Raw genomic sequence first — 18339 nt, 5'->3', positions numbered from 1 at the left:
GTCAGGTTCGCCGACGGGGCGGGCCGGCAAATCCTCTCTTCTGCTGCCTATCAGGCCTGACAGCGCGCCGCTTCCGGCCGCCGCGCGACCCGCTCCCGAACTTCCGGCGCCGCCAGGCACGTGGCCACGGCTTCATACCCCGGGGCGCCCGGGTAAGGCGCCACGCGCACAGGCGGGCTGTGATTGGCCGGGCACAGCAGGATGGTTTCGTCGGGGCCGACCGCCGCGAGATCGAGGATCGCCGACGAGCGCGTCAGCAAGAACAGCGGCCGCATGCCGGCGGCCGCGCATTCGCGCAGATGCGCGATCAACGCCAGTTGCGTGGCGCGATCGAGATCCTGTTCGATCATGTCGACGATCCGCACGCGCGGGCTTGCTGCTTCGAGGCCGACGAGCAGTGCGGTCAGCGCCGCCGACGGCGTCGCGCCTCTGCCGATGAGCAACGCCGACGTGCGGTCGACACGCGACTTCAGTTCCGGATCGGCACGCAATGCATCCGATGCGGCTGCACCATCGTCGTCGAGCCGATCGAGGCCGACGAACACGGCGCCGGGCAGCGCGTCGGCCAGCCGAAGCGCGAGCCGCGTCTTGCCGCTCCCGAGCGAACCGATGATGTAGTTTAACGGCCGGATATCGCGACACTCGAACCGTTCGCCGCCCCACGGCCACGGCAGGCTGAACGCGACGCCGGCGCCGCCAGCGTCGAGCAGCCGCGTGAGTTCGCCGTCGGCCGGCATCCGTCCCCGAGCCAGGCCGGCGCGCATCGCACGCACGCGGTCGAGCTTGCTCACGAGATCCTGAATTCCGCGATCGAGCGCCGCTTCGTGAGCGCCGAGCGCCGCATCGAGGCTGCGCGCATCGCCGCCGAGCACGCTCGCCACCTGCGCGAGACCGAGGCCGAGCTTGCGCAGCGCCGCGATGTCGGCGGCGCGCGCGAGGTCGTCCGGGCCGTACGCACGGTATCCGGCCGGCGTGCGCTCGGGCGTGACGAGGCCGTGCCGCTCGTACAGCCGCAGCGCCTTGATCGAGACGCCGAGCCGCGCGGCGGCGGCCGATGCGTTCAAACGGGGCGTGGACGAACCCATCCGTCACCTCTTTGCTGTCGATTCGTTGCGGTCAGCATAAAGGCGATCCCAAGGGCCGGGTCAAGCGCGATCGCTCTAACGCTCAATCGGCGGCCGCGAACTCGTCCCGCAGCGCGCGATACAGCCGCCGATACCGTGCAAGCCGCCCCGCCAGCAGATCGACCGACGCGGCATCGGGCGCGACCGCTTCCGTGACGGGCGGCGCGACACAGACTTCCGCGAGGGTGTCGTTCGTCGCAGCCAGCCGCGCGAGCCGCGCCGCGCCGAGTGCCGCGCCGACCGCGCCGTCCGCGTGGCGCTGCATCGCGAGCCCGGTCGCATTCGCGCACAGCCGCGCCCAGAACGCGCTCTTCGAGCCGCCGCCGATGAACGACACCGCGTCGAGCGTCGTGCCGGCCGCGCGTAGCGCATCGTAGCCGTCGGCCATCGCGAACGCGACGCCTTCCATCACCGCATACGCGAGGTCGTCCGCACCGTGTTCGTTCGACAGCCCGAAGAACACGCCACGCGCATGTGCATCGTTGTGCGGCGTGCGCTCGCCGCCGAGATACGGCAGGAACAGCGGCGCGCGGGCCGGATCGGCGCGTTCCGCACGCGGGGCGAGCGCGCCGGCCGTCGTGCCGTACGCGCGCGCGAGCCAGTCGAGGCTCGCGGCGGCCGACAGGATCACGCTCATCTGGTGCCAGCGCCCTTCGACGCAGTGGCAGAACGCGTGCACGGCGGCGTCCGGATTCGGCGCGAAGCGGTCGGTGCCGGTGAACAGCACACCCGACGTGCCGAGCGACAGGAAGCCGCTGCCGGCGCCCGTGACGCCCATGCCGATCGCGGACGCCGCATTGTCGCCGGCACCGCCGGCGATCGTCACGGGCCCGGCGATGCCCCATTCGCGCCGCAGCGTGTCGCGCAGTTGCGCGGCGCCCGCGTTGCCTTCGACGAGGCGCGGCATCTGCGCGCGCGACAGCTCGGTCGCGGCGAGCATCCGGTCGGACCAGTCGCGGCGCGCGCAGTCGAGCCATAGCGTGCCCGACGCGTCGGACATGTCGGACACGAATTCGCCGGACAGCCGCCAGATCAGGTAGTCCTTCGGCAGCAGCACCTTGTGGACTGCGCGAAACACGGCCGGCTCGTATTTGGCGAGCCACAGCAGCTTCGGCGCGGTGAAGCCGGGCATCGCCATGTTGCCGGTGATCGCGCGCGATTCCGGCACCAGCGCCTCGAGCTCGACGCATTCGGTACCGGCGCGCGTGTCGTTCCACAGGATCGCGGGGCGCAGTACCTGGTCCGCGCGGTCGATCAGCGTCGCGCCGTGCATTTGCCCGGACAGCGCGATGCCGCGCAGCGCGGCGAAGCCGGCCGGGTGCGCGGCCCGCACCGACGCGATCGCGTCGAGCATTGCGTGCCACCACGCCTGCGGGCTTTGTTCGGACCAGTGCGGATGCGGACGGCTGATCGACAGCGTGGCCGAGCCGGTCGCGAGCGGGACCGAGCGGGAGTCGGTGAGCAGAACCTTGACCTCGGACGTGCCGAGATCGATGCCGAGATATGTCACGTATGAAGCGTCCTGTCTGGGGCGCGCGGCGGCGCGCGTCGCGGGGGCGGCGCGTCGTCTCGGCCGTGCGGTTCGTTGAGCCGGTGCAGCGCGCGGAACTTCGACGGCGGCACCTGCTTCATCGCGAGAAACTGACGGTTGAAGTTCGACAGGTTGTTGAACCCAACCCGGTAGCAGATGTCGGTCACCGTCAGGTCGGAAAACATCAGCAGCTCGCACGCCTCGTTGATGCGCAGCCGGTTCAGGTAGCGCACGAACGACGAGCCGGTGTGGCGCCGGAAAAACCGCGTGAAGGTGCTCACGCTCATGCCGGCGAACGCGGCGACGTCGGCTTCGCGCAGCATGCCGGGCAGGTTCTGCTGCAGGTACGACAGCACCTGGTTGATGGTCGACGACATGTAGTGCTGCGCGTCGCTGCGGTAGCCGGGGCCCGCGAGCACGCGCCGCTCGCGGCACGACGACAGCCGGTCGAACAGCGACATCAGGATCTCGACGCGCCGGCAGCCGTGCGCGTTCGCGAGTTCGAGCATCAGCGGCGCGACCTCGATGCCGACGCGATCGGGAAACTGCACGCCGCGCGCCGCGTCGTCGATCAGCTCGATCACCGGCTGCAGCTCGCTGAACGCGTCGACCATCTTCTCGATCGCATCGCGCGAGAACTGCAGCACGACGTCGCGCGACGGCACGCGTTCGCCGTCGGCGAGCTCGCTGACCCAGTTGTGCGGCAGGTTCGGCCCGGTGACGATCAGGTTGCCGGGGCCGAAATCGCCGATGTGGTCGCCGACGAACACCTTGCCGCGCGACGCCTGGATCAGGTGAATCTCGTACTCGGGATGAAAGTGCCACTTCGCGACCGAATGCGGATAGTCGTGGACCCACGCGCGGAACGATTCGTCGCGGTGGGTGGGAACGATCTCGAGATCCGGGTTCATCGTGTGCTCCGTCGGGGCGTGCCGGCGTGCTACGGGCGGGACATCGACCAGCCCGTCGCGGCAGGCGGCGTGGTGCGCGTCGCGGCCGCCGGCGGCGCCGCGTGCGCGATCGGGTTCGCGTCCGGCAGCGTGACGTTGCGCTCGGTGCCGGCGTCGAACAGATGCAGGGCTTCTTCGTCGAAGCGAAACGCTACCACGGCGCCCGGCGCCGGGGCCATCGGGGCCGGCACGAGGGCCGCGCACGGCTGGCCGCGCCAGTCCAGCGTGACGAGCGCCTCCGCGCCGAGCAGCTCGACGAGCTCGACCGTGCCGGTGAGCGACAGCGTGCCCGGGGTCGGATCGCCTTCGGCGGCGAGCCGCAGGTGGTTCGGGCGAATCGCCGCCTTCACCTTGTGGCCGTCCTGCAGCCGCGCGAAGCGTGAAGACGCGAGCGGCCAGCGCGCGCCGTTGCAGTCGAGCAGCACGGTCGCGCCGACGCGCTCGATGGTGCCGTCCGCGAAGTTCATCGCGGGCGTGCCGACGAACCCCGCCGCGAATACCGTATGCGGCTGGCCGTACAGCTCGGCCGGCGTGCCGATCTGTTCGATGTGGCCGCCGCGCATCAGCACGACGCGGTCGGCGAGCGTCATCGCTTCGAGCTGATCGTGCGTGACGTACAGCGTGGTCGTCTTCAGTTGCCGGTGCAGCCGCTTGATGTCGCCGCGCAACTGCGTGCGCAGCTTCGCGTCGAGGTTCGACAGCGGCTCGTCGAACAGGAACACGGCGGGCGTCTTGATCATCGCGCGCGCGATCGCCGCGCGTTGCTGCTGGCCGCCCGACATCGCACGCGGGCGGCGCTCGAGCAATGCATCGAGGCTCAGGATGCGCGCGACGTCGCGCACGCGGCGGTCGATCTCGTCGGCGGGCACCTTCAGCCGCCGCAGGCCGAACGCGATGTTGTCGTACACCGTCATGTGCGGGTACAGCGCGTAGTTCTGGAACACCATCGCGACGTTCCGCTCGCGCGACGGCAGATCGTTGACGACCGCATCGCCGATCACGAGCTCGCCGCCGGTGATCGCCTCGAGGCCCGCGATCATCCGCAGCATCGTGGACTTGCCGCAGCCGGACGGGCCGAGCAGCACGATGAATTCGCCGTCGGCGATCTCGAGGTCGAGCGGATGCAGCACGGCGGGGCCGCCGTCGTAGTGCTTCGACAAAGCCTTGCAGGTGATCTGGGCCATGGCTCAATCCATTTCGATCTGAATCTTGACGTCGCGCGGCTGCCCGCTCGCCGCTTCCTCGAACGCGCGCACGCCTTCGGAGAACGGGAACGTGCGCGAGATGAACGGCTTCACGTCGATCGCGCCGGACGCGATCAGCGCGAGCGCGCGCGGGAAGATGTTCGCGTAGCGGAACACCGATTCGATGCGGCCTTCCTTCGCCTGCAGCGCGACCACGTCGAGCGGCACCGGCGCGACCGGCATCCCGATCAGCACCGCGCAGCCGCCCGGGCACATCAGGTCGATGAGCCCCGCATACGCATTCGCGCTGCCGCTCGCCTCGAACACGACGTCCGCGCCCCAGCCGCCGGAGGCGTCGGCCACCGCGTCGGCCAGCGGCCGCGTGCGCACGTCGACGGTCGTGACGGCCGGGTTGGCGGCGAACAGCGCGAGCTTCTCCGGCACGACGTCGGCGAGGATCACGCGCGCGGCGCCGCCGGCGAGCGCGGCGAGCGCCGTCATCGCGCCGATCGTGCCGGCGCCGATCACGACCGCGAGGTCGCCCGGCTTCATCGCCGCCTTCTTCGCGGCCTGCAGGCCGATCGACAGCGGCTCGACGATCGCGCCTTCGGCGAACGACACGTTGTCGGGCAGCCGGTACGTGAACGCGGCCGGATGCACGACGAACGGCGTCAGGCAGCCGTGGATGGGCGGCGTCGCCCAGAAGCGCACGTCGGGATCGAGGTTGTAGAGCCCGCGCAGCGTCGCGGGCGAATCGAAGCGAGGCACGCCGGGCTCCATGCACACGCGGTCGCCGACGCGCAGGTGCGTGACGTCGCTGCCGGTTTCGACGACCGTGCCGGACGCCTCGTGGCCGAGCACCATCGGCGCGTCGACGCGAAACGGGCCGATCCCGCCGTGCACGTAGTAATGCACGTCGCTGCCGCAGACGCCGACCGTATGGACCTTGATCCGGACGTCGCCGGGGCCGACCTGTTGCGGCAGGTCGATGTCGCGCAGCGCGAGCTCGCGCGTGCGTTCGAGTACGAGTGCTTTCAACGTGTTCTCCTCATTTTCCCTTGACGATCGAATTGAGCAGCCGGCTCAGCATGCCGACGAAGACGAGCGGCGGCAGCGCGAGCAGCACCGTCGATGCGTTGATCACGCCCCACGGCACTTCCTGGCCGAGCGACGTGAACGCGGACGCGACCACCGGCAGCGTCGCGCTGCGCGACGACGTGAGCGCGAGCGCGATCATCAGTTCGTTCCACACCAGCACGAAGCTGAACACGATGCCGCCGAGCAGCGTGCTCGCGCACACCGGCAACGCGATATGCCAGAACACCGCGTACGGGCCGTAGCCGTCGAGCGCGGCGGCTTCCTCGATCTCGCGCGGCAGCCGGCGGAACACGGGGATCGAGAGCCACGTGATGGTCGACAGCGTGACGAGCAGGTACGTGACGATCATCGACAGCTTGGTGTCGTACAGCCCGAGATCGACCCAGATCGCGATCAGCGGCAGCGCGACCGCGACGGGCGGCAAAAAGCGCAGCGACAGCAGGAAGAACTGGATGTCGCGCTTGCCGCGCACCGGGTAGCGCGCGATCGCATACGCGGCCGGCACGCCGAGCACCGCACCGATCAGCACGGCCGCGCCGACGATCGCGATGCTGTTGCCGAGGCCGATCAGCACTTCGGGGCTCGACAGCACCTGTTCGTAGTTCGCGAGCGTCGGCGTGAAGAAGAAGCGCGGCGCGGGCGTGACGATGTCGAGCAGGTGCTTGAGCGAATTGAGCACGGCCCAGAACAGCGGGAACGCGGCGACGAGCAGGATCGCGCCGGCGATTACGGCGGTGGACACGGTGGCGGCGGGGCCGCGGCGGGCCATCAGTCGTCCCATTTGTTGACCCTCTTCCAGATGAGCGTGAAGACCAGCGTGGTCGCGACCATCATCAGCACGGCCATGCCCGACGCATACGACACCTTGCCGGCGAGGCCGATGCCCTGCTGGTACGCGTAGAGATCGAGCGTTTCGGTCGCGATGCCCGGGCCGCCCTTGGTCATCACGTAGATCAGGTCGAACGAGCGCAGCGACTCGACCATCTTGATGAACACGAGGCTCACGAGCGGCGCCTTCAGCATCGGCAGCGCGATGTACGCGTGCACCTGCCACGTCGTCGCGTAGTCGAGCCGCGCGGCTTCGAGCGGCTCGGGCGGCAGCGTCTCGAGCAGCTTCAGGATCACGACCGCGAAGAACAGCCCCCATTGCCACACGTCGACGAGTGCGACCGCGTACAGCGCGAGATGCGGATCGGCGAGGAACGCGGTGTGCTCGACGCCGAGCGTGCCGAGCAGCCAGCTCAGGATGCCGGTGAGCGGCGCGTACATGAACTTCCAGATGAACGCGGCCGACACGCGCGGCAGCAGCACCGGCATGATCAGCACCAGCGACGCGAAGCGGCGCCAGCGGCCGTGCACGCGCTCGAACAGGAACACCGCGAGCGCGATGCCGACGAGCACCGCGCCGGCGACCGTGACGACTTCCCACAGCACCGACACCTCGATCGCGTTCAGGAAGCGCCGGTCCGACGCGAGCCGGATGAAGTTGCGCAGGCCGACGTATTCGCTGTCCGGGTAGCGCAGCACGCGGTTGCGCAGCGCGAGGTTGATCGCGGCGATCGTCGGGACGAGGCTCAGGACCGCGAGCAGCGCGAGCGTCGGCGCGAGGAACACCCACGGCAGGCTCGTGCGGTCGCGGCGCGCGCGGCCGCGCCGGGCCGACATTGCGGAAGGGGCCGGGCGGACGCCGAGCGCGCGTCCGCCGGCGCCGTCATTTGCGAGCGCCATGTTCGAGCGCGTCCTTCGCGTACTGGTCCGCATCGTCGAGCGTGCCGCGGATATCCGTCTGCGTGCCGGTGAACACCTGTTCGAGCGCGATGCCGAGGTTGTCGCCGATATCCGGCCACTGCGGCGTGCGCCAGATCGTCACCTGCGTGACGGGGTTCGTGTCGTTCAGTCCGGCCTGGATCTGCGGCGCGACGTGCTGCTTGAAGTACGGGCTGCCGATCGTGCTCGAACGGTTGTAGTCGCTGAACACGCCGTTGCGCAGCCGCGCCTGTTCCTGGTCCTTGCTGGTCGCCCATGCGATGAAGCGGCCGGCGGCCGTCCGCGTGCAATCGTCCTTCGCGCCGACCGCCGAGATCGCGAAGCCGTGGCCGTATGCGGCCGACGGCAGCGGCGCGGGCGGGCGCGTGTAGCCGACCTTGCCGGCCACGCTCGACTTGCTCGCATCTTCCATCCAGTCGGCGAACGGCGTCGATTCGATCATGAACGCGACCTTGCCCGAGCGGAACGCTTCGAGCGCGTTGCTCCAGTCGTAGGTCGCCGAGCCGGGCGGCGCGTACTTGAACAGGTCGCTGTAGAGTTGCGTGGCCTTCACAGCGGCCGGCGAGTCGAATGCGGGCTGGCCGCTCTTGTCGGTCCACGTGCCGCCCATGCCGAGCATGAACGGCGACCAGCGCCACACGTTCATTCCCGAGCCGCGCTGGCCGCGCGCGACCCAGCCGTACACCTTCGGCGGCGCGTTCAGCTTCTTGATCGCGGCGACGAGCTGGTCGAGCGTCTTCGGCACCGGGATGTGCGCGGCGTCGAGCAGGTCGCGGCGGTAGAACAGGAAGTCGCCGCCGCCGATCAGCGGCGCGAAGTACGCGACGCCGTTGTAGCTCGCGACCGCGCGGCGGCCGGGCAGGAAGTCGTCGTAGTCGTAGTCCTTCGGGTAGTACTTGAGGAGCGGCACGATCCAGTTGGCCGACGCGAATTCGGCGACGTTCGCTTCATCGACGTAGTAGATCTGGTAGGAACCCGCGCCGGTCGACGCGTCGAGCCGCGATTTCGCGCGGCGATCGTTCTCGCCGAAATAGCTGATCTCGACCTTGGTGCCGCTCTTCTTCTCGTAGTCGGCCAGCGATTTCTCCATCACCGACAGGCCGAGGCTCTTCTGCGCGAGCACCCGAAGGGTCGGCACCTTGCAGGTTTGCGCGGCCGCGACGCCCGGCAGACAGGCGCCGAGCAGCAGGCCGGCTGCGACGATTCGCATCTTGTTCACCCGTGTCTCCTTGATTCTGCTTGTTCGAATGCCGCCGATGACGGCAGGAACAATGGTGTGACGCGGGCGATGCGATCACCACATCAAAAGGATTCGTGAACCGATACTTTTTGCTCAGGGTGGGTCGTGCGATGCACAAAATGTGGTGGTGGGGGAGCAGCGCGGTGCCGGCCCGACGAGGCGGAACGGCGGGAAACCGGCGCTACCCGCGCGCCGGTTGATGCGGCGCGTCGAGTGCGATCCGGTACACCCGCAGCGCGTTGTCATGCCAGATCGCGCGGCGCGCGGGGCCGTCGAGGTGCGCGATCGCGCCGGCGAACGTGCGCAGCAGCGCGGGATAGGACACGCGCAGCCCGGCCACCGGGAAATTGCTCGCGAACAGGCAGCGCTGCCAGCCGAAGATCGCGATCGTGTCGCGGATGATCCGCGCGTTGTCCGCGTCGTTCCACCCCGCATCGCGCAGGCCGAGCTCGGAGATTTTCACGGTCACGCGCGGCAACTCGGCGAGCGCCGCCATCCCGCCGCGCCAGCGCGCGAGCCCGGCTTCGGACCGGTCCCACGGCAGCCCCGCATGTTCGAGCACCACGTCGACGTCGGGCGCATCGGTCAGCATCGCGGCCGCGTCGCCGAGATGCCAGAACGGCACGCGCAGATCCCAACTCAGGCCGTGCGCGGCAAGGCGGTCGAGTGCGGCCGGCCAGCGCGGATCACGCAGCGTGCCCGGCCCGCCGATCGATGCGTCCGGCGCCGCCGCGGTGCGCGGCTTGAACCGCACGCCGCGCACGCGGGGCCACGCGGCCTGCTCGGCGAGCCGTTCGTCCGCATCGCGAGCCAGCAGGTCGACCCACGCGACGATCGCCGAGGGCAGCCCGTGCGTGGCCGCGACCTCGTGCAGCCAGCGCGTTTCCGCGAGCGCCTCGTCGCGCGCGCGTTCGGCCTCGACATGCACGCTGGCGACGAGCGGCGCGCATTGCGCCGCACGCCGGAAATCGTCGACGTCGAAGTTGCGGCACAGCGCCGCGTAGTCGCCGAACATGAAGCGCGCCGGATCGTAGTGCGTCTGCAGCCACGGATAGTGCGCGCCCGCATCGAGCCGCCACAGATGGTGATGCGCATCGACGAGCGCATCGGGCATGCCGCCGGGCGGCCCTTCGTCGCGCATGTCAGAGCGCGCCGGCGAGCACGTACGACGCATCGGGTTCGCGCAGCGTCGCGAGCGCACCGACGAAACGCCACCCGTCGAGGTCGAGTTCGCGCACATGGTCGTCCTGGAACGACACGTACGCGACGCGCCTCGATGGATGGAACGACAGCGCGGTCGGGTTCGCGGGCAGCGCGATGCGCTCGATCTCCTCGAGCTGCCGCGCATCGAATACGGAAATCGACCGCTCGCCCGAATTGGTCAGCAGCAGCAGGTCGCGGCCGTCCCGCGTGCTGGTGCGGTAGATGCGATTCGGATCGCTGCGCGTCTTCACGCGACGGCCACAGGTCATCGTTTCCGTGTCGATCTCGACCAGCGTATCGTCGCCGCGGTTCGCGACGAACAGCGTGCGCTCGTCGCTCGACAGCGCATTGCCTTCAGGGCGCGGGCCGGGCATCACCGCGCGCGGCGCGACCGTTGCGTCGCGCGGATGGAATTGCGTGACCGTGTTCGACAGCAGATGCACGCCGTACGCGCGGCTCGCGTCGCGCGTCAGCGTCACGAGGTGCGTCTTCACGCCGCCGGACGGCACGGCCATGTTCGGTACCGTCTGCCGGGTCGGCTCGTCGAATACGAGCAGCATGTCGTGCGCCTCGCTCATCGCATACAGCCGACCGTCGCGGTCGCTCGCCATCCCGTGCGGCCGGTAGTACGGCCACAGGTCGAGCATGCGCGTATGGGCGCGCTCGACGAGATCGATCTCGGCGATCCGGTGATCGCCTTCATGGCCGCGCGACCATGCGGTCTCGATCCCGAAAATGCCGACGTACGCGTATCGGTCGTTCACGTCGACGGTGAATTCATGCGGGAAGTTCGGCAGCACGATGTGCTTGAGCGGCGCTTTCGTGTCGAGGTCGTAGAAGCTGAAAGTGTGCGCGCATTTCTGCACCAGCAGCAGGATGTCGTTCATGGTGGGTCTCCGGTGTGTCGTTCGCTGTCTCGTGTCGTCGTGGTCAGCCCTCGCAGCGCTTCGGCAGCGTCAGCGCGAGCAGGCCGGCCACCGCGAGCGTGGCCGCGAGGCTGTAGACGCCGGCCGCCGCGCTCACGTGCTGCGTCAGCACGCCGACCGCATACGGGCCGCAGAAGCCGCCGAGATTGCCGAGCGCGTTGATCAGGCCGCGTGCGCTGCCGGCTGCCTCGACGCTGCAGAGCTTCGGCGGAATCGCCCAGAACACGCCGGCCGCCGCCTGCAGGAAGAAGCCGCATCCGATCAGGAACGCGAACGACACGGCCATCGACGCATGCGTGAGCACCGACAGCGCAAGGCAGGCGGCGAACGCGACGAGCGGCAGCAGCACGAACAGGCGCCGCTTGCCGGTCCGGTCAGACAAATACGACGTGGCGAGCATCCCGATCACCATCGCGACGTACGGCAGCATCGCGAGCAGGCCGACCCGGCCCATCCCGCCGTGCGTGAGGTTTTTCAGCAGGGTCGGCAACCACATCGTGTAGCCGTAGACGCCGGCCTGATAGCAGAAGTTGATCGCGATGAGCAGCCAGATCGTCGGGTGGCGCAGCAGCGCGCCGAACGATGCGGCCGCCGGCGTGCCGGCCGCGCGCTTGCGCTCCTGCTCGTCGCGCAATGCGTCGAGGATGTACGCTTTCTCGCGCGGCGACACCCAGCGCGCGGTCTCCGGGCCGTCGTCGGCGAACAGCATCCAGACGACGAGACACAGCACCGACAGCGCGCCCGCGCTGTAGAACAGGTGATGCCAGTCGTACGCGGCGAGGATGAAGCCGGACAGCGGCGCGGTGATCATGCCGGCGAGCGGCACGAACAGGATGACCATCGCATTCGCGCGGCCGCGTTCGCGGTCGGGAAACCAGTGGCTGACCATCGTGAGCACGACGGGCAGCATCCCGCCTTCGGCCACGCCGAGCAGGAAGCGCAGCGCCAGCAGCTGCCACGTGTGCGTGACGAGCCCGGTCAGTACCGACAGCACGGCCCAGCTCACGAGCGACCACGCGATGAAGGCCTTGCCGCTGCCGAGCGCCGCGCGCCGGCCGCCGGGAATCTGCAGGAACAGATAGCCGAAGAAGAAGATGCCGCCGGCGAGGCCGGCCATCGTCGCGTCCATGCCGAGATCGGCGTTCATCCCGCCGGGCATCGCGAACGCGATGTTGACGCGATCCATGTAGGAAATGATGCAGGCCAGCAGCAGCGGCGGAATCACGCGCAGCCAGCGGCGGCGCGGAATGGCTTCGCCGGCGTCGTAGGCCGGGGTCGCGGGGTTCAGCAGGTTCATGGTGTCTCCATCCATCCGATGAGCGGCGGCGGCCTTCTGTCGGGCCGCCGTCACGCCGATGCGCAACGCACGCGCGTTGCGGGTGAAAAAACGGTGTCTAGCGCCCCCAGTGCAGTACGAGCGGATCGAGCCGCCGCGCCGTGTCGAGCAACCCCGCGCGTACCAGCGGATGCAGCTCGGGCCACGGCGCACGTGGCCGGTCGCACGCGATCACGCCGCCTTCCTTCATCAGCGCCTTCGCGGTGAGGAAGCCCGACTGGCGGTTTTCGTAGTTGATCAGCGGCAGCCAGCGCGCGTACTCGTCGTATGCATCGTCGCGGCGTCCGGCGAAATACGCGTCGGTGATCCGGCGAATTCCGTCCGGATAGCCGCCGCCCGTCATCGTGCCGGTCGCGCCGGCATCGAGATCGGCGAGCAGCGTGATGCCTTCCTCGCCGTCCCACGGCCCCTCGATCGCGTCGCCGCCGAGCGCGATCAGCTCGCGCAGCTTCGTCGCGGCGCCGGCCGTCTCGATCTTGAAGTACGACACCGCGTCGATCTCGCGCGCGAGCGTCGCGAGCAGCGGGGCCGACAATGCGACGCCGCTCGCCGGCGCATCCTGGATCATCAGTGGAATGTCGAGGCCGTCGGCGACTTCGCGGAAGTACGCGCGCACCTGTCCATCGGAGACGCGGAACGTCGCGCCATGGTACGGCGGCATCACCATCACCATCGCCGCGCCGAGCGCCTGCGCGTGCCGGTTGCGTTCCGCGCAGATCCGGGCGCTGAAATGCGACGTCGTGACGATCACCGGTACGCGGCCCGCGACGTGTTCGAGCGTGGTGCGGGTGAGGAGATCGCGTTCGTCGTCGCCGAGCGCGAACTGCTCGGAATAGTTCGCGTGGATGCAGAGGCCGTGCGAGTCGGCATCGATCATGAAATCGATGCAGCGGCGCTGGCCGTCGAGATCGAGCGCGCCGTGCGCGTCGAAGATCGTCGGCACGACCGGAAAGACGCCCTGGTAGCGCGCGTTCATGGCCGGCCTCACTCGACGATGTCGAACTGGTCGAGGAACGCGGTCTTCAGCGTGAGGCCGAGGCCCGGCACGTCGTCGCGCAGTTGCAGGAAGCCGTTCTCGGCCACCGGCTCGCCGTCGAAGATGTAATAGAACAGCTCGTTGCCGACCTCGACGTCGAACATCGGGAAGTACTCGCTCATCGGCGACGCGAGCGTGCTCATCGTCAGGTGATAGTTGTGCATCTGGCCCGCATGCGGAATCACCGGCACGCTGTACGCCTCGCACAGCGCGTTGATCTTGTGCGCCATCGTGATCCCGCCGACGCGGTTCGTGTCGTACTGGACGACCGACACGGCCTTGCGGTCGAGCAGCTGCTTGAAGCCGTACAGCGAGAATTCGTGCTCGCCGCCGGAAATCGGGATGCGCGTCAGCCGGTTCAGCTCCGCGTAGCCGTCGATGTCGTCGGCGATCACCGGCTCTTCCAGCCAGCGCGGCTGATACTTCTCGAGCTTCGGCAGGATGCGTTTCGCGTATTCGAGGTTCCAGCCCATGTAGCACTCGAGCATCAGGTCGTTGTCGTAGCCGATCACCTCGCGGATCGCCGCGACCGATTTCAGGTTTTCGGCCACGCCCTGCTGCCCGTGCGCGGGCCCGTAGCCGAAGCGCATCTTGAACGCGCGAAAGCCTTCGGCCAGATAGCGTTGCGCCTCGTCCTGCATCGCCTTCAGGTCGGTGCGGTAGAGCTTCGAGTAGTAGCAGGGGATCCTTTCCTTCGTGCGGCCGCCGAGCAGCTTGAACACCGGCTTGCCAACGCTTTTGCCCAGGATGTCCCAGATCGCGATGTCGACCGCCGAGATCGCCGCCATGCCGATGCCCTTGCGGCCCCACGCGTGGGTGGCGCGGTACATCCGCTGGTTCAGGTATTCGTAGTCCCACGGGTCCTGGCCGATCACGAGCGGCGCGAGGTACTGGTCGATGATGACCTTCGCGACGTGCGGCGCGAGCGCGACGTTGCCGAGGCCGACGATGCCGTCGTCGGTCTCGACTTCGACGACCGTCCACGCATGGAAGCGGAACGTGCTCATCGTTTCCTGCGGCGCGTACAGCAGATCCATCGCATTCGAGCAGAAGTTGCCTTGGGGCGGAACGGTCTTGCCTTTCCACTGGAATACGCGAGCGCGTACGGAACGGATTTTCATGATGGTGTCTCCGGGAATCGATGTCGTCGTGTGTAAAGGGCGCGCGAACGTCACGCCGAAACGGTGGGCGTGCGGCGCGCGGCGCCCATCCGGCAGGCGATCTGCAGCGCCTGCCAGGTCGCGCCGACGTCGGCCGTGCCGCGGCCCGCGATGTCGTACGCGGTGCCGTGCGCGGGCGTCGTGATCGGCACGGGCAGCCCGCCCTGCACGGTCACGCCGCGCGAGAAGCCGAGCAGCTTGATCGCGATCTGCCCCTGATCGTGGTACATCGTGACGATCGCCTGGTAGTCGCCGGCCTGCGCCTTCAGGAAGATCGTGTCGGCCGGGAACGGGCCGTGGAATGGTGCGTCGGTCGGCCAGTCGCGCGACTGCAGCTTGCGCACCGCCGGCTCGATGATGTCGACTTCCTCGCGGCCGCAGCTGCCGCCGTCGCCGCCGTGCGGGTTGAACGCGGCGATCGCCACCTTCGGCGCCGTGACGCCGTTCTCGAGCAGCGACCGGTAGATGAGTTCTGACGCCTGTTCGATTCGTTCGACACTCAACTGCGCCGCCGCATTCTTCAGCGGGATATGCGACGAGATCCGCGCCGTCCACAGCTCGCCGAGCGTATTGAATTCGCAGAAGTAGCCGATCACGCCGAGCGCGGCGGCGAAGTGGTGCAGTTCGTCGTCATGTTCGAGGCCGCCGAGCTTCATCGCGTACTTGTTCAGCGGCGCGAAGCAGATCGCGTCGATGTCGCCGGCGAGTGCGGCGTCCAGGCACTGGTCGAGCACGGCGAGCGTCGAGCGGCCGCCCGGCGCGCCGGCCTGGCCGACCTCGACCTGCGCGGGATCGACCGTATCGACCGCGACGAACGCGGCGCGCGCGGTCGCCGGCCGGCCGCGCACGGCGGCCAGCGACGCGACGGGCTCGACGTCGACGCTGACGCCGGCGACCCGCTGGCCGGCTTCCCACAGCCAGCGGTCGCCGATCAGCACGAGATTCGCGCGGGCGGTCGCGTCGGGGCGGGCGAGCAGTTTCGCGATCAGTTCGGCGCCGATGCCGGCGGGGTCGCCGAGCGTCAGCGCGACGACGGGCAGGGTGGCGGTGGACGAGGGGGTGTTCATGCGGTGTCTCCGGTAGCGGCATGCGGCCGTTCGTTCGTCTACGGGGTTCATGCTAGGTAGACGGAATGAGTCGGTAAATTGAAAACTCTTGATGAATCGATAACCTGGAGTAATCAGAGATGGGCTCGATCGACCGACGAGATTCGACGCCGCAGTTGCTGAACCGGCTGCGCATGCGCCAGATCGCGCTGTTGCTGGCCGTGGACGAATGCTCGACGCTGCGTGCCGCGGCCGAGCAGATGGGCCTCACGCAACCGGCCGCGACGAAGATGCTGGCCGAGCTGGAGAGCGCGCTCGGCCAGCGGCTGTTCGATCGCATCGGGCGCGGGCTCGTGCTGAACCCGGCCGGCGAGCGCGTGCTCGGCTATTTCCGCGGCATCCGCGGCAGCATGGAGGCGCTGAACCGCGAGCTCGGCGAACTGCAACTCGGCAGCGCGGGGCGACTCGCGATCGGCAGCATCATGGCGGCGTCGCCGGGGCGGCTGACCGAGGCGCTGGTGAGGTTGAAGGCGCGTTATCCGCTGCTCGCGATCGACATCGCGGTGGATACGAGCGACCGGCTGATGCCGCAGCTTCGCGAAGGCGTGCTCGAAGTGGTGATCGGGCGCCACGTCGGGACCGATTGCGACTTCCGCGTGGTCGACGACGAGGCGCTCGCGATCATCGCGGGCCGCGACCATCCGCTTGCGGGCGCGGGGCCCGTGGAATTCGACGCGCTGCTCGATTACGCGTGGATCCTGCAACCGGCCGGCAGCCCGGCGCGCGAGGTCGTCGAGCGCGAATTCCGCGCGCGTCACCAGCCGATGCCGCGCGGGCTCGTCGAAACGGGGTCGATCCTGACCACGATGAACCTCGTCGACCGTTCGTCGATGCTCGGCGTGATTCCGCTGACGGTCGCGCAGCGCAATGCGGCGCACGGCCTCGTCGCGATCATCGATTACACGCTCGAACAGAAGCTGCCGTCGTACGGCAGCCTCGTGCGGCGCGACCGGCCGCTGAGCATTCCCGCGCAGCAGTTTCTCGCGCTGTTTCACCGCGACCGGGCAGAGGATGACGGCGCCGCATAATGGCGCGGCTTGCCAGCCGAGGCGGCCGAGTCAGCCGCGCCAGCCGCGCAGACCGAATCAGCCGAATCAGCCGAATCAGCCGAGCAGGCCGATCAAGCCGATCAAGCCGATCAAGCCGATCAAGCCGATCAAGCCGATCAAGCCGCGCTGGCCGACCCAGCCGACCCACCATCGCGGAACGCAGTGAAGCGTGACGGCGACGCCAGCAAGACGACCGCGGCAGGCGAACCGCGGCGAACGGATTCAGTGCGCCGACGGCGCGGCCGGCGCGTCCGCGAGCGCCGGTATCGATTCGGACAGCGCGCGGTCCGGGCGAATCCGCAGCGCGGCGACGATGCCGATCAGCAGCATCGCGACCGAGCCGATGAACGGCACCATCCAGCTGCCCGTGCGATCGACGAGATAGCCGAACAGGATCGGCGACAGGATTCCCGAGATCGCGGAGCCGGCGTTCATCATCCCGCTCGCGATGCCGGCGTGCGTCGGCGCGATGTCGCTCGGCACGGCCCAGATCGGTCCGATCGTCAGTTCGAGGCACAGGAACGACCCCGACAGGCACAGCGCGACGCCGGCCGTCGAGTGCACGAACGCGAGCGGCAGCAGGCAGACGAGCGCGCCGACGAAGCTCGTGACGATCACGCTTTGCCGCGACATCGCGAGATTGCCGGTCTTCCGATAGATGCGGTCGCACAGCCAGCCGCCGAGCGTGTCGCCGACGACGCCCGCGAAGAACACGCCGGACGCGAACAACGCGGTCGATTTCAGGTTCAAGCCCTGGCCGTTCAGGAAGAAGGTCGGCAACCACGTGAAGAACAGCCAGGCGGTCCAGCCATAGCAGAAGTAGACGAAGATGGTCGGCGCCATGCGCCGGAACAGCGGCCCCCACGGCGTCGGGCCGGACGGTGCGGCACGGCGGGCTGCGCGCCTGCGGCCGTCGTCGTCGCCCACCGGATGCTCGCGGAAGCCGACGATCCACCACGCGAGCCAGACGAGCGTGACCGCACCGATCACGAAGAACGCGGCGCGCCACGACAGCCATGTCATCAGCGCGGCGACGATCGGCGGCGTGACCGCGTTGCCGAGCCGCGAGAAGGAGTGCGTGAAGCCCTGCACGACGCCGCGCCGCTCGCGCGGGAACCAGTGCGTGATCGCGCGGGCCTGGGCCGGCAGCGTCGCGCCTTCGCCGACGCCGAGCAGCAGGCGCGCGGCGAACAGCAGCGTGAGGCTGTGCACGAGCCCGGTCGTGAACGTGGAGACGACCCAGATCAGCCCGCAGCCGATCAGCGTGATGCGGGCGCCGAACCGGTCGGCGATCCAGCCGCCGCCGATCTGGCAGATCGCATACGAATACGCGAACGCGGAGAACGCGATGCCAAGCTCGGTATTCGACAGCCCGAGTTCGGCCTTGATCGCGCCGGCGGCGGTCGCGAGATTGACGCGATCGACGTACAGGATGAATGAAAGCGCGCACAGCAGCCACAGTGTGTGGCGCCGTTGACGGTGGTCGTTGGGCATCTGTCTCACTCCATGTTCGTGCGCGGCGTTGCAATGACGCTGCGTTCACGGGCCGGCCCAGCATCGCGCGGCGGCGGAGACACTGTCCAATGAATCTTTGGGATCAATCGATAACCCCAGGTGTTCATTTCCGTT

At 68.8% G+C, this 18339-nt stretch carries 16 protein-coding genes; 1 reads left to right on the top strand and 15 read right to left on the bottom strand.

The features are described 5' to 3' along the window. Nucleotides 1–50: 50 nt before the first annotated feature. The 14 genes from WS64_RS25550 to WS64_RS25485 form a co-directional block, all read right to left on the bottom strand. A complete protein-coding gene (locus WS64_RS25550; RefSeq protein WP_060968107.1) occupies nucleotides 51–1085 on the bottom strand; it encodes a MerR family transcriptional regulator in 1035 nt (344 codons plus the stop codon). An 82-nt stretch (nucleotides 1086–1167) separates the two neighbouring features. After that, nucleotides 1168–2634, bottom strand: a complete 1467-nt coding sequence (xylB, locus tag WS64_RS25545) for a xylulokinase (RefSeq protein WP_060968106.1) — start codon at nucleotides 2632–2634, stop codon at nucleotides 1168–1170. Further along, the gene (locus WS64_RS25540; protein ID WP_060968105.1) at nucleotides 2631–3566 is read right to left on the bottom strand and encodes an AraC family transcriptional regulator; all 936 of its coding nucleotides are present in this window, start codon (nucleotides 3564–3566) and stop codon (nucleotides 2631–2633) included. The genes xylB and WS64_RS25540 overlap by 4 nt, the downstream gene beginning before the upstream one ends. Nucleotides 3567–3595: 29 nt before the next feature. Then, nucleotides 3596–4789, bottom strand: coding sequence for an ABC transporter ATP-binding protein (locus WS64_RS25535; RefSeq protein WP_060968104.1), 1194 nt, complete (start codon nucleotides 4787–4789; stop codon nucleotides 3596–3598). A gap of 3 nt (nucleotides 4790–4792) precedes the next feature. After that, nucleotides 4793–5827 carry an NAD(P)-dependent alcohol dehydrogenase gene (locus tag WS64_RS25530; protein WP_060968103.1) on the bottom strand — a complete coding sequence of 345 codons (1035 nt, stop codon included), beginning with the start codon at nucleotides 5825–5827 and terminating at the stop codon, nucleotides 4793–4795. A gap of 10 nt (nucleotides 5828–5837) precedes the next feature. Further along, nucleotides 5838–6668, bottom strand: a complete 831-nt coding sequence (locus tag WS64_RS25525; RefSeq protein WP_060968102.1) for a carbohydrate ABC transporter permease — start codon at nucleotides 6666–6668, stop codon at nucleotides 5838–5840. Then, the gene (locus tag WS64_RS25520) at nucleotides 6656–7552 is read right to left on the bottom strand and encodes a carbohydrate ABC transporter permease (protein WP_059645127.1); all 897 of its coding nucleotides are present in this window, start codon (nucleotides 7550–7552) and stop codon (nucleotides 6656–6658) included. Before WS64_RS25520 ends, WS64_RS25525 begins: the two co-directional genes overlap by 13 nt. A 46-nt stretch (nucleotides 7553–7598) precedes the next feature. Further along, nucleotides 7599–8864 carry an ABC transporter substrate-binding protein gene (locus tag WS64_RS25515; protein WP_416046087.1) on the bottom strand — a complete coding sequence of 422 codons (1266 nt, stop codon included), beginning with the start codon at nucleotides 8862–8864 and terminating at the stop codon, nucleotides 7599–7601. A gap of 211 nt (nucleotides 8865–9075) precedes the next feature. Further along, on the bottom strand, nucleotides 9076–10035 hold the full coding sequence (locus WS64_RS25510) for an amidohydrolase family protein (protein WP_060968101.1): 960 nt from the start codon (nucleotides 10033–10035) through the stop codon (nucleotides 9076–9078). Nucleotide 10036: 1 nt separating this feature from the next. Then, nucleotides 10037–10984: a YncE family protein gene (locus WS64_RS25505; RefSeq protein WP_060968100.1), complete on the bottom strand. Its 948-nt coding sequence runs from the start codon at nucleotides 10982–10984 to the stop codon at nucleotides 10037–10039. 43 nt (nucleotides 10985–11027) lie between these two features. Next, on the bottom strand, nucleotides 11028–12320 hold the full coding sequence (locus WS64_RS25500) for an MFS transporter (protein ID WP_060968099.1): 1293 nt from the start codon (nucleotides 12318–12320) through the stop codon (nucleotides 11028–11030). Nucleotides 12321–12417: 97 nt separating this feature from the next. Beyond that, complete coding sequence (locus WS64_RS25495; protein WP_060968098.1) at nucleotides 12418–13335, bottom strand: dihydrodipicolinate synthase family protein; 918 nt, start codon at nucleotides 13333–13335, stop codon at nucleotides 12418–12420. A gap of 8 nt (nucleotides 13336–13343) precedes the next feature. Further along, on the bottom strand, nucleotides 13344–14516 hold the full coding sequence (locus WS64_RS25490) for an L-rhamnonate dehydratase (RefSeq protein ID WP_060968097.1): 1173 nt from the start codon (nucleotides 14514–14516) through the stop codon (nucleotides 13344–13346). A 50-nt stretch (nucleotides 14517–14566) separates the two neighbouring features. After that, nucleotides 14567–15622 (bottom strand): 4-hydroxythreonine-4-phosphate dehydrogenase PdxA, encoded by a 1056-nt coding sequence (locus WS64_RS25485; protein WP_060968096.1) that lies wholly within the window; start codon nucleotides 15620–15622, stop codon nucleotides 14567–14569. 119 nt (nucleotides 15623–15741) lie between these two features. On the opposite strand from WS64_RS25485, the gene WS64_RS25480 reads away from it, so the two are divergent. Further along, complete coding sequence (locus tag WS64_RS25480) at nucleotides 15742–16689, top strand: LysR family transcriptional regulator (RefSeq protein WP_060968095.1); 948 nt, start codon at nucleotides 15742–15744, stop codon at nucleotides 16687–16689. A 243-nt stretch (nucleotides 16690–16932) separates the two neighbouring features. On the opposite strand, the gene WS64_RS25470 is transcribed toward WS64_RS25480, so the two are convergent. Next, complete coding sequence (locus WS64_RS25470; protein ID WP_060968093.1) at nucleotides 16933–18204, bottom strand: MFS transporter; 1272 nt, start codon at nucleotides 18202–18204, stop codon at nucleotides 16933–16935. Nucleotides 18205–18339 lie beyond the last annotated feature (135 nt).

It is taken from the genome of Burkholderia anthina, assembly GCF_001547525.1.
In the GTDB taxonomy this organism is placed as follows: domain Bacteria; phylum Pseudomonadota; class Gammaproteobacteria; order Burkholderiales; family Burkholderiaceae; genus Burkholderia; species Burkholderia semiarida.
This window is presented reverse-complemented; position numbering and strand designations above follow the sequence as displayed.

What these genes read in the sequence shown, in the direction of transcription:
- WS64_RS25550 (WP_060968107.1), bottom strand. Translation starts at nt 1,085, where the DNA reads ATGGGTTCGTCCACGCCCCGTTTGAACGCATCGGCCGCCGCCGCGCGG.
- WS64_RS25540 (WP_060968105.1), bottom strand. Translation starts at nt 3,566, where the DNA reads ATGAACCCGGATCTCGAGATCGTTCCCACCCACCGCGACGAATCGTTC.
- WS64_RS25535 (WP_060968104.1), bottom strand. Translation starts at nt 4,789, where the DNA reads ATGGCCCAGATCACCTGCAAGGCTTTGTCGAAGCACTACGACGGCGGC.
- WS64_RS25525 (WP_060968102.1), bottom strand. Translation starts at nt 6,668, where the DNA reads ATGGGACGACTGATGGCCCGCCGCGGCCCCGCCGCCACCGTGTCCACC.
- WS64_RS25520 (WP_059645127.1), bottom strand. Translation starts at nt 7,552, where the DNA reads ATGTCGGCCCGGCGCGGCCGCGCGCGCCGCGACCGCACGAGCCTGCCG.
- WS64_RS25515 (WP_416046087.1), bottom strand. Translation starts at nt 8,864, where the DNA reads ATGCGAATCGTCGCAGCCGGCCTGCTGCTCGGCGCCTGTCTGCCGGGC.
- WS64_RS25510 (WP_060968101.1), bottom strand. Translation starts at nt 10,035, where the DNA reads ATGCGCGACGAAGGGCCGCCCGGCGGCATGCCCGATGCGCTCGTCGAT.
- WS64_RS25505 (WP_060968100.1), bottom strand. Translation starts at nt 10,984, where the DNA reads ATGAACGACATCCTGCTGCTGGTGCAGAAATGCGCGCACACTTTCAGC.
- WS64_RS25500 (WP_060968099.1), bottom strand. Translation starts at nt 12,320, where the DNA reads ATGAACCTGCTGAACCCCGCGACCCCGGCCTACGACGCCGGCGAAGCC.
- WS64_RS25495 (WP_060968098.1), bottom strand. Translation starts at nt 13,335, where the DNA reads ATGAACGCGCGCTACCAGGGCGTCTTTCCGGTCGTGCCGACGATCTTC.
- WS64_RS25490 (WP_060968097.1), bottom strand. Translation starts at nt 14,516, where the DNA reads ATGAAAATCCGTTCCGTACGCGCTCGCGTATTCCAGTGGAAAGGCAAG.
- WS64_RS25485 (WP_060968096.1), bottom strand. Translation starts at nt 15,622, where the DNA reads ATGAACACCCCCTCGTCCACCGCCACCCTGCCCGTCGTCGCGCTGACG.
- WS64_RS25480 (WP_060968095.1), top strand. Translation starts at nt 15,742, where the DNA reads ATGGGCTCGATCGACCGACGAGATTCGACGCCGCAGTTGCTGAACCGG.
- WS64_RS25470 (WP_060968093.1), bottom strand. Translation starts at nt 18,204, where the DNA reads ATGCCCAACGACCACCGTCAACGGCGCCACACACTGTGGCTGCTGTGC.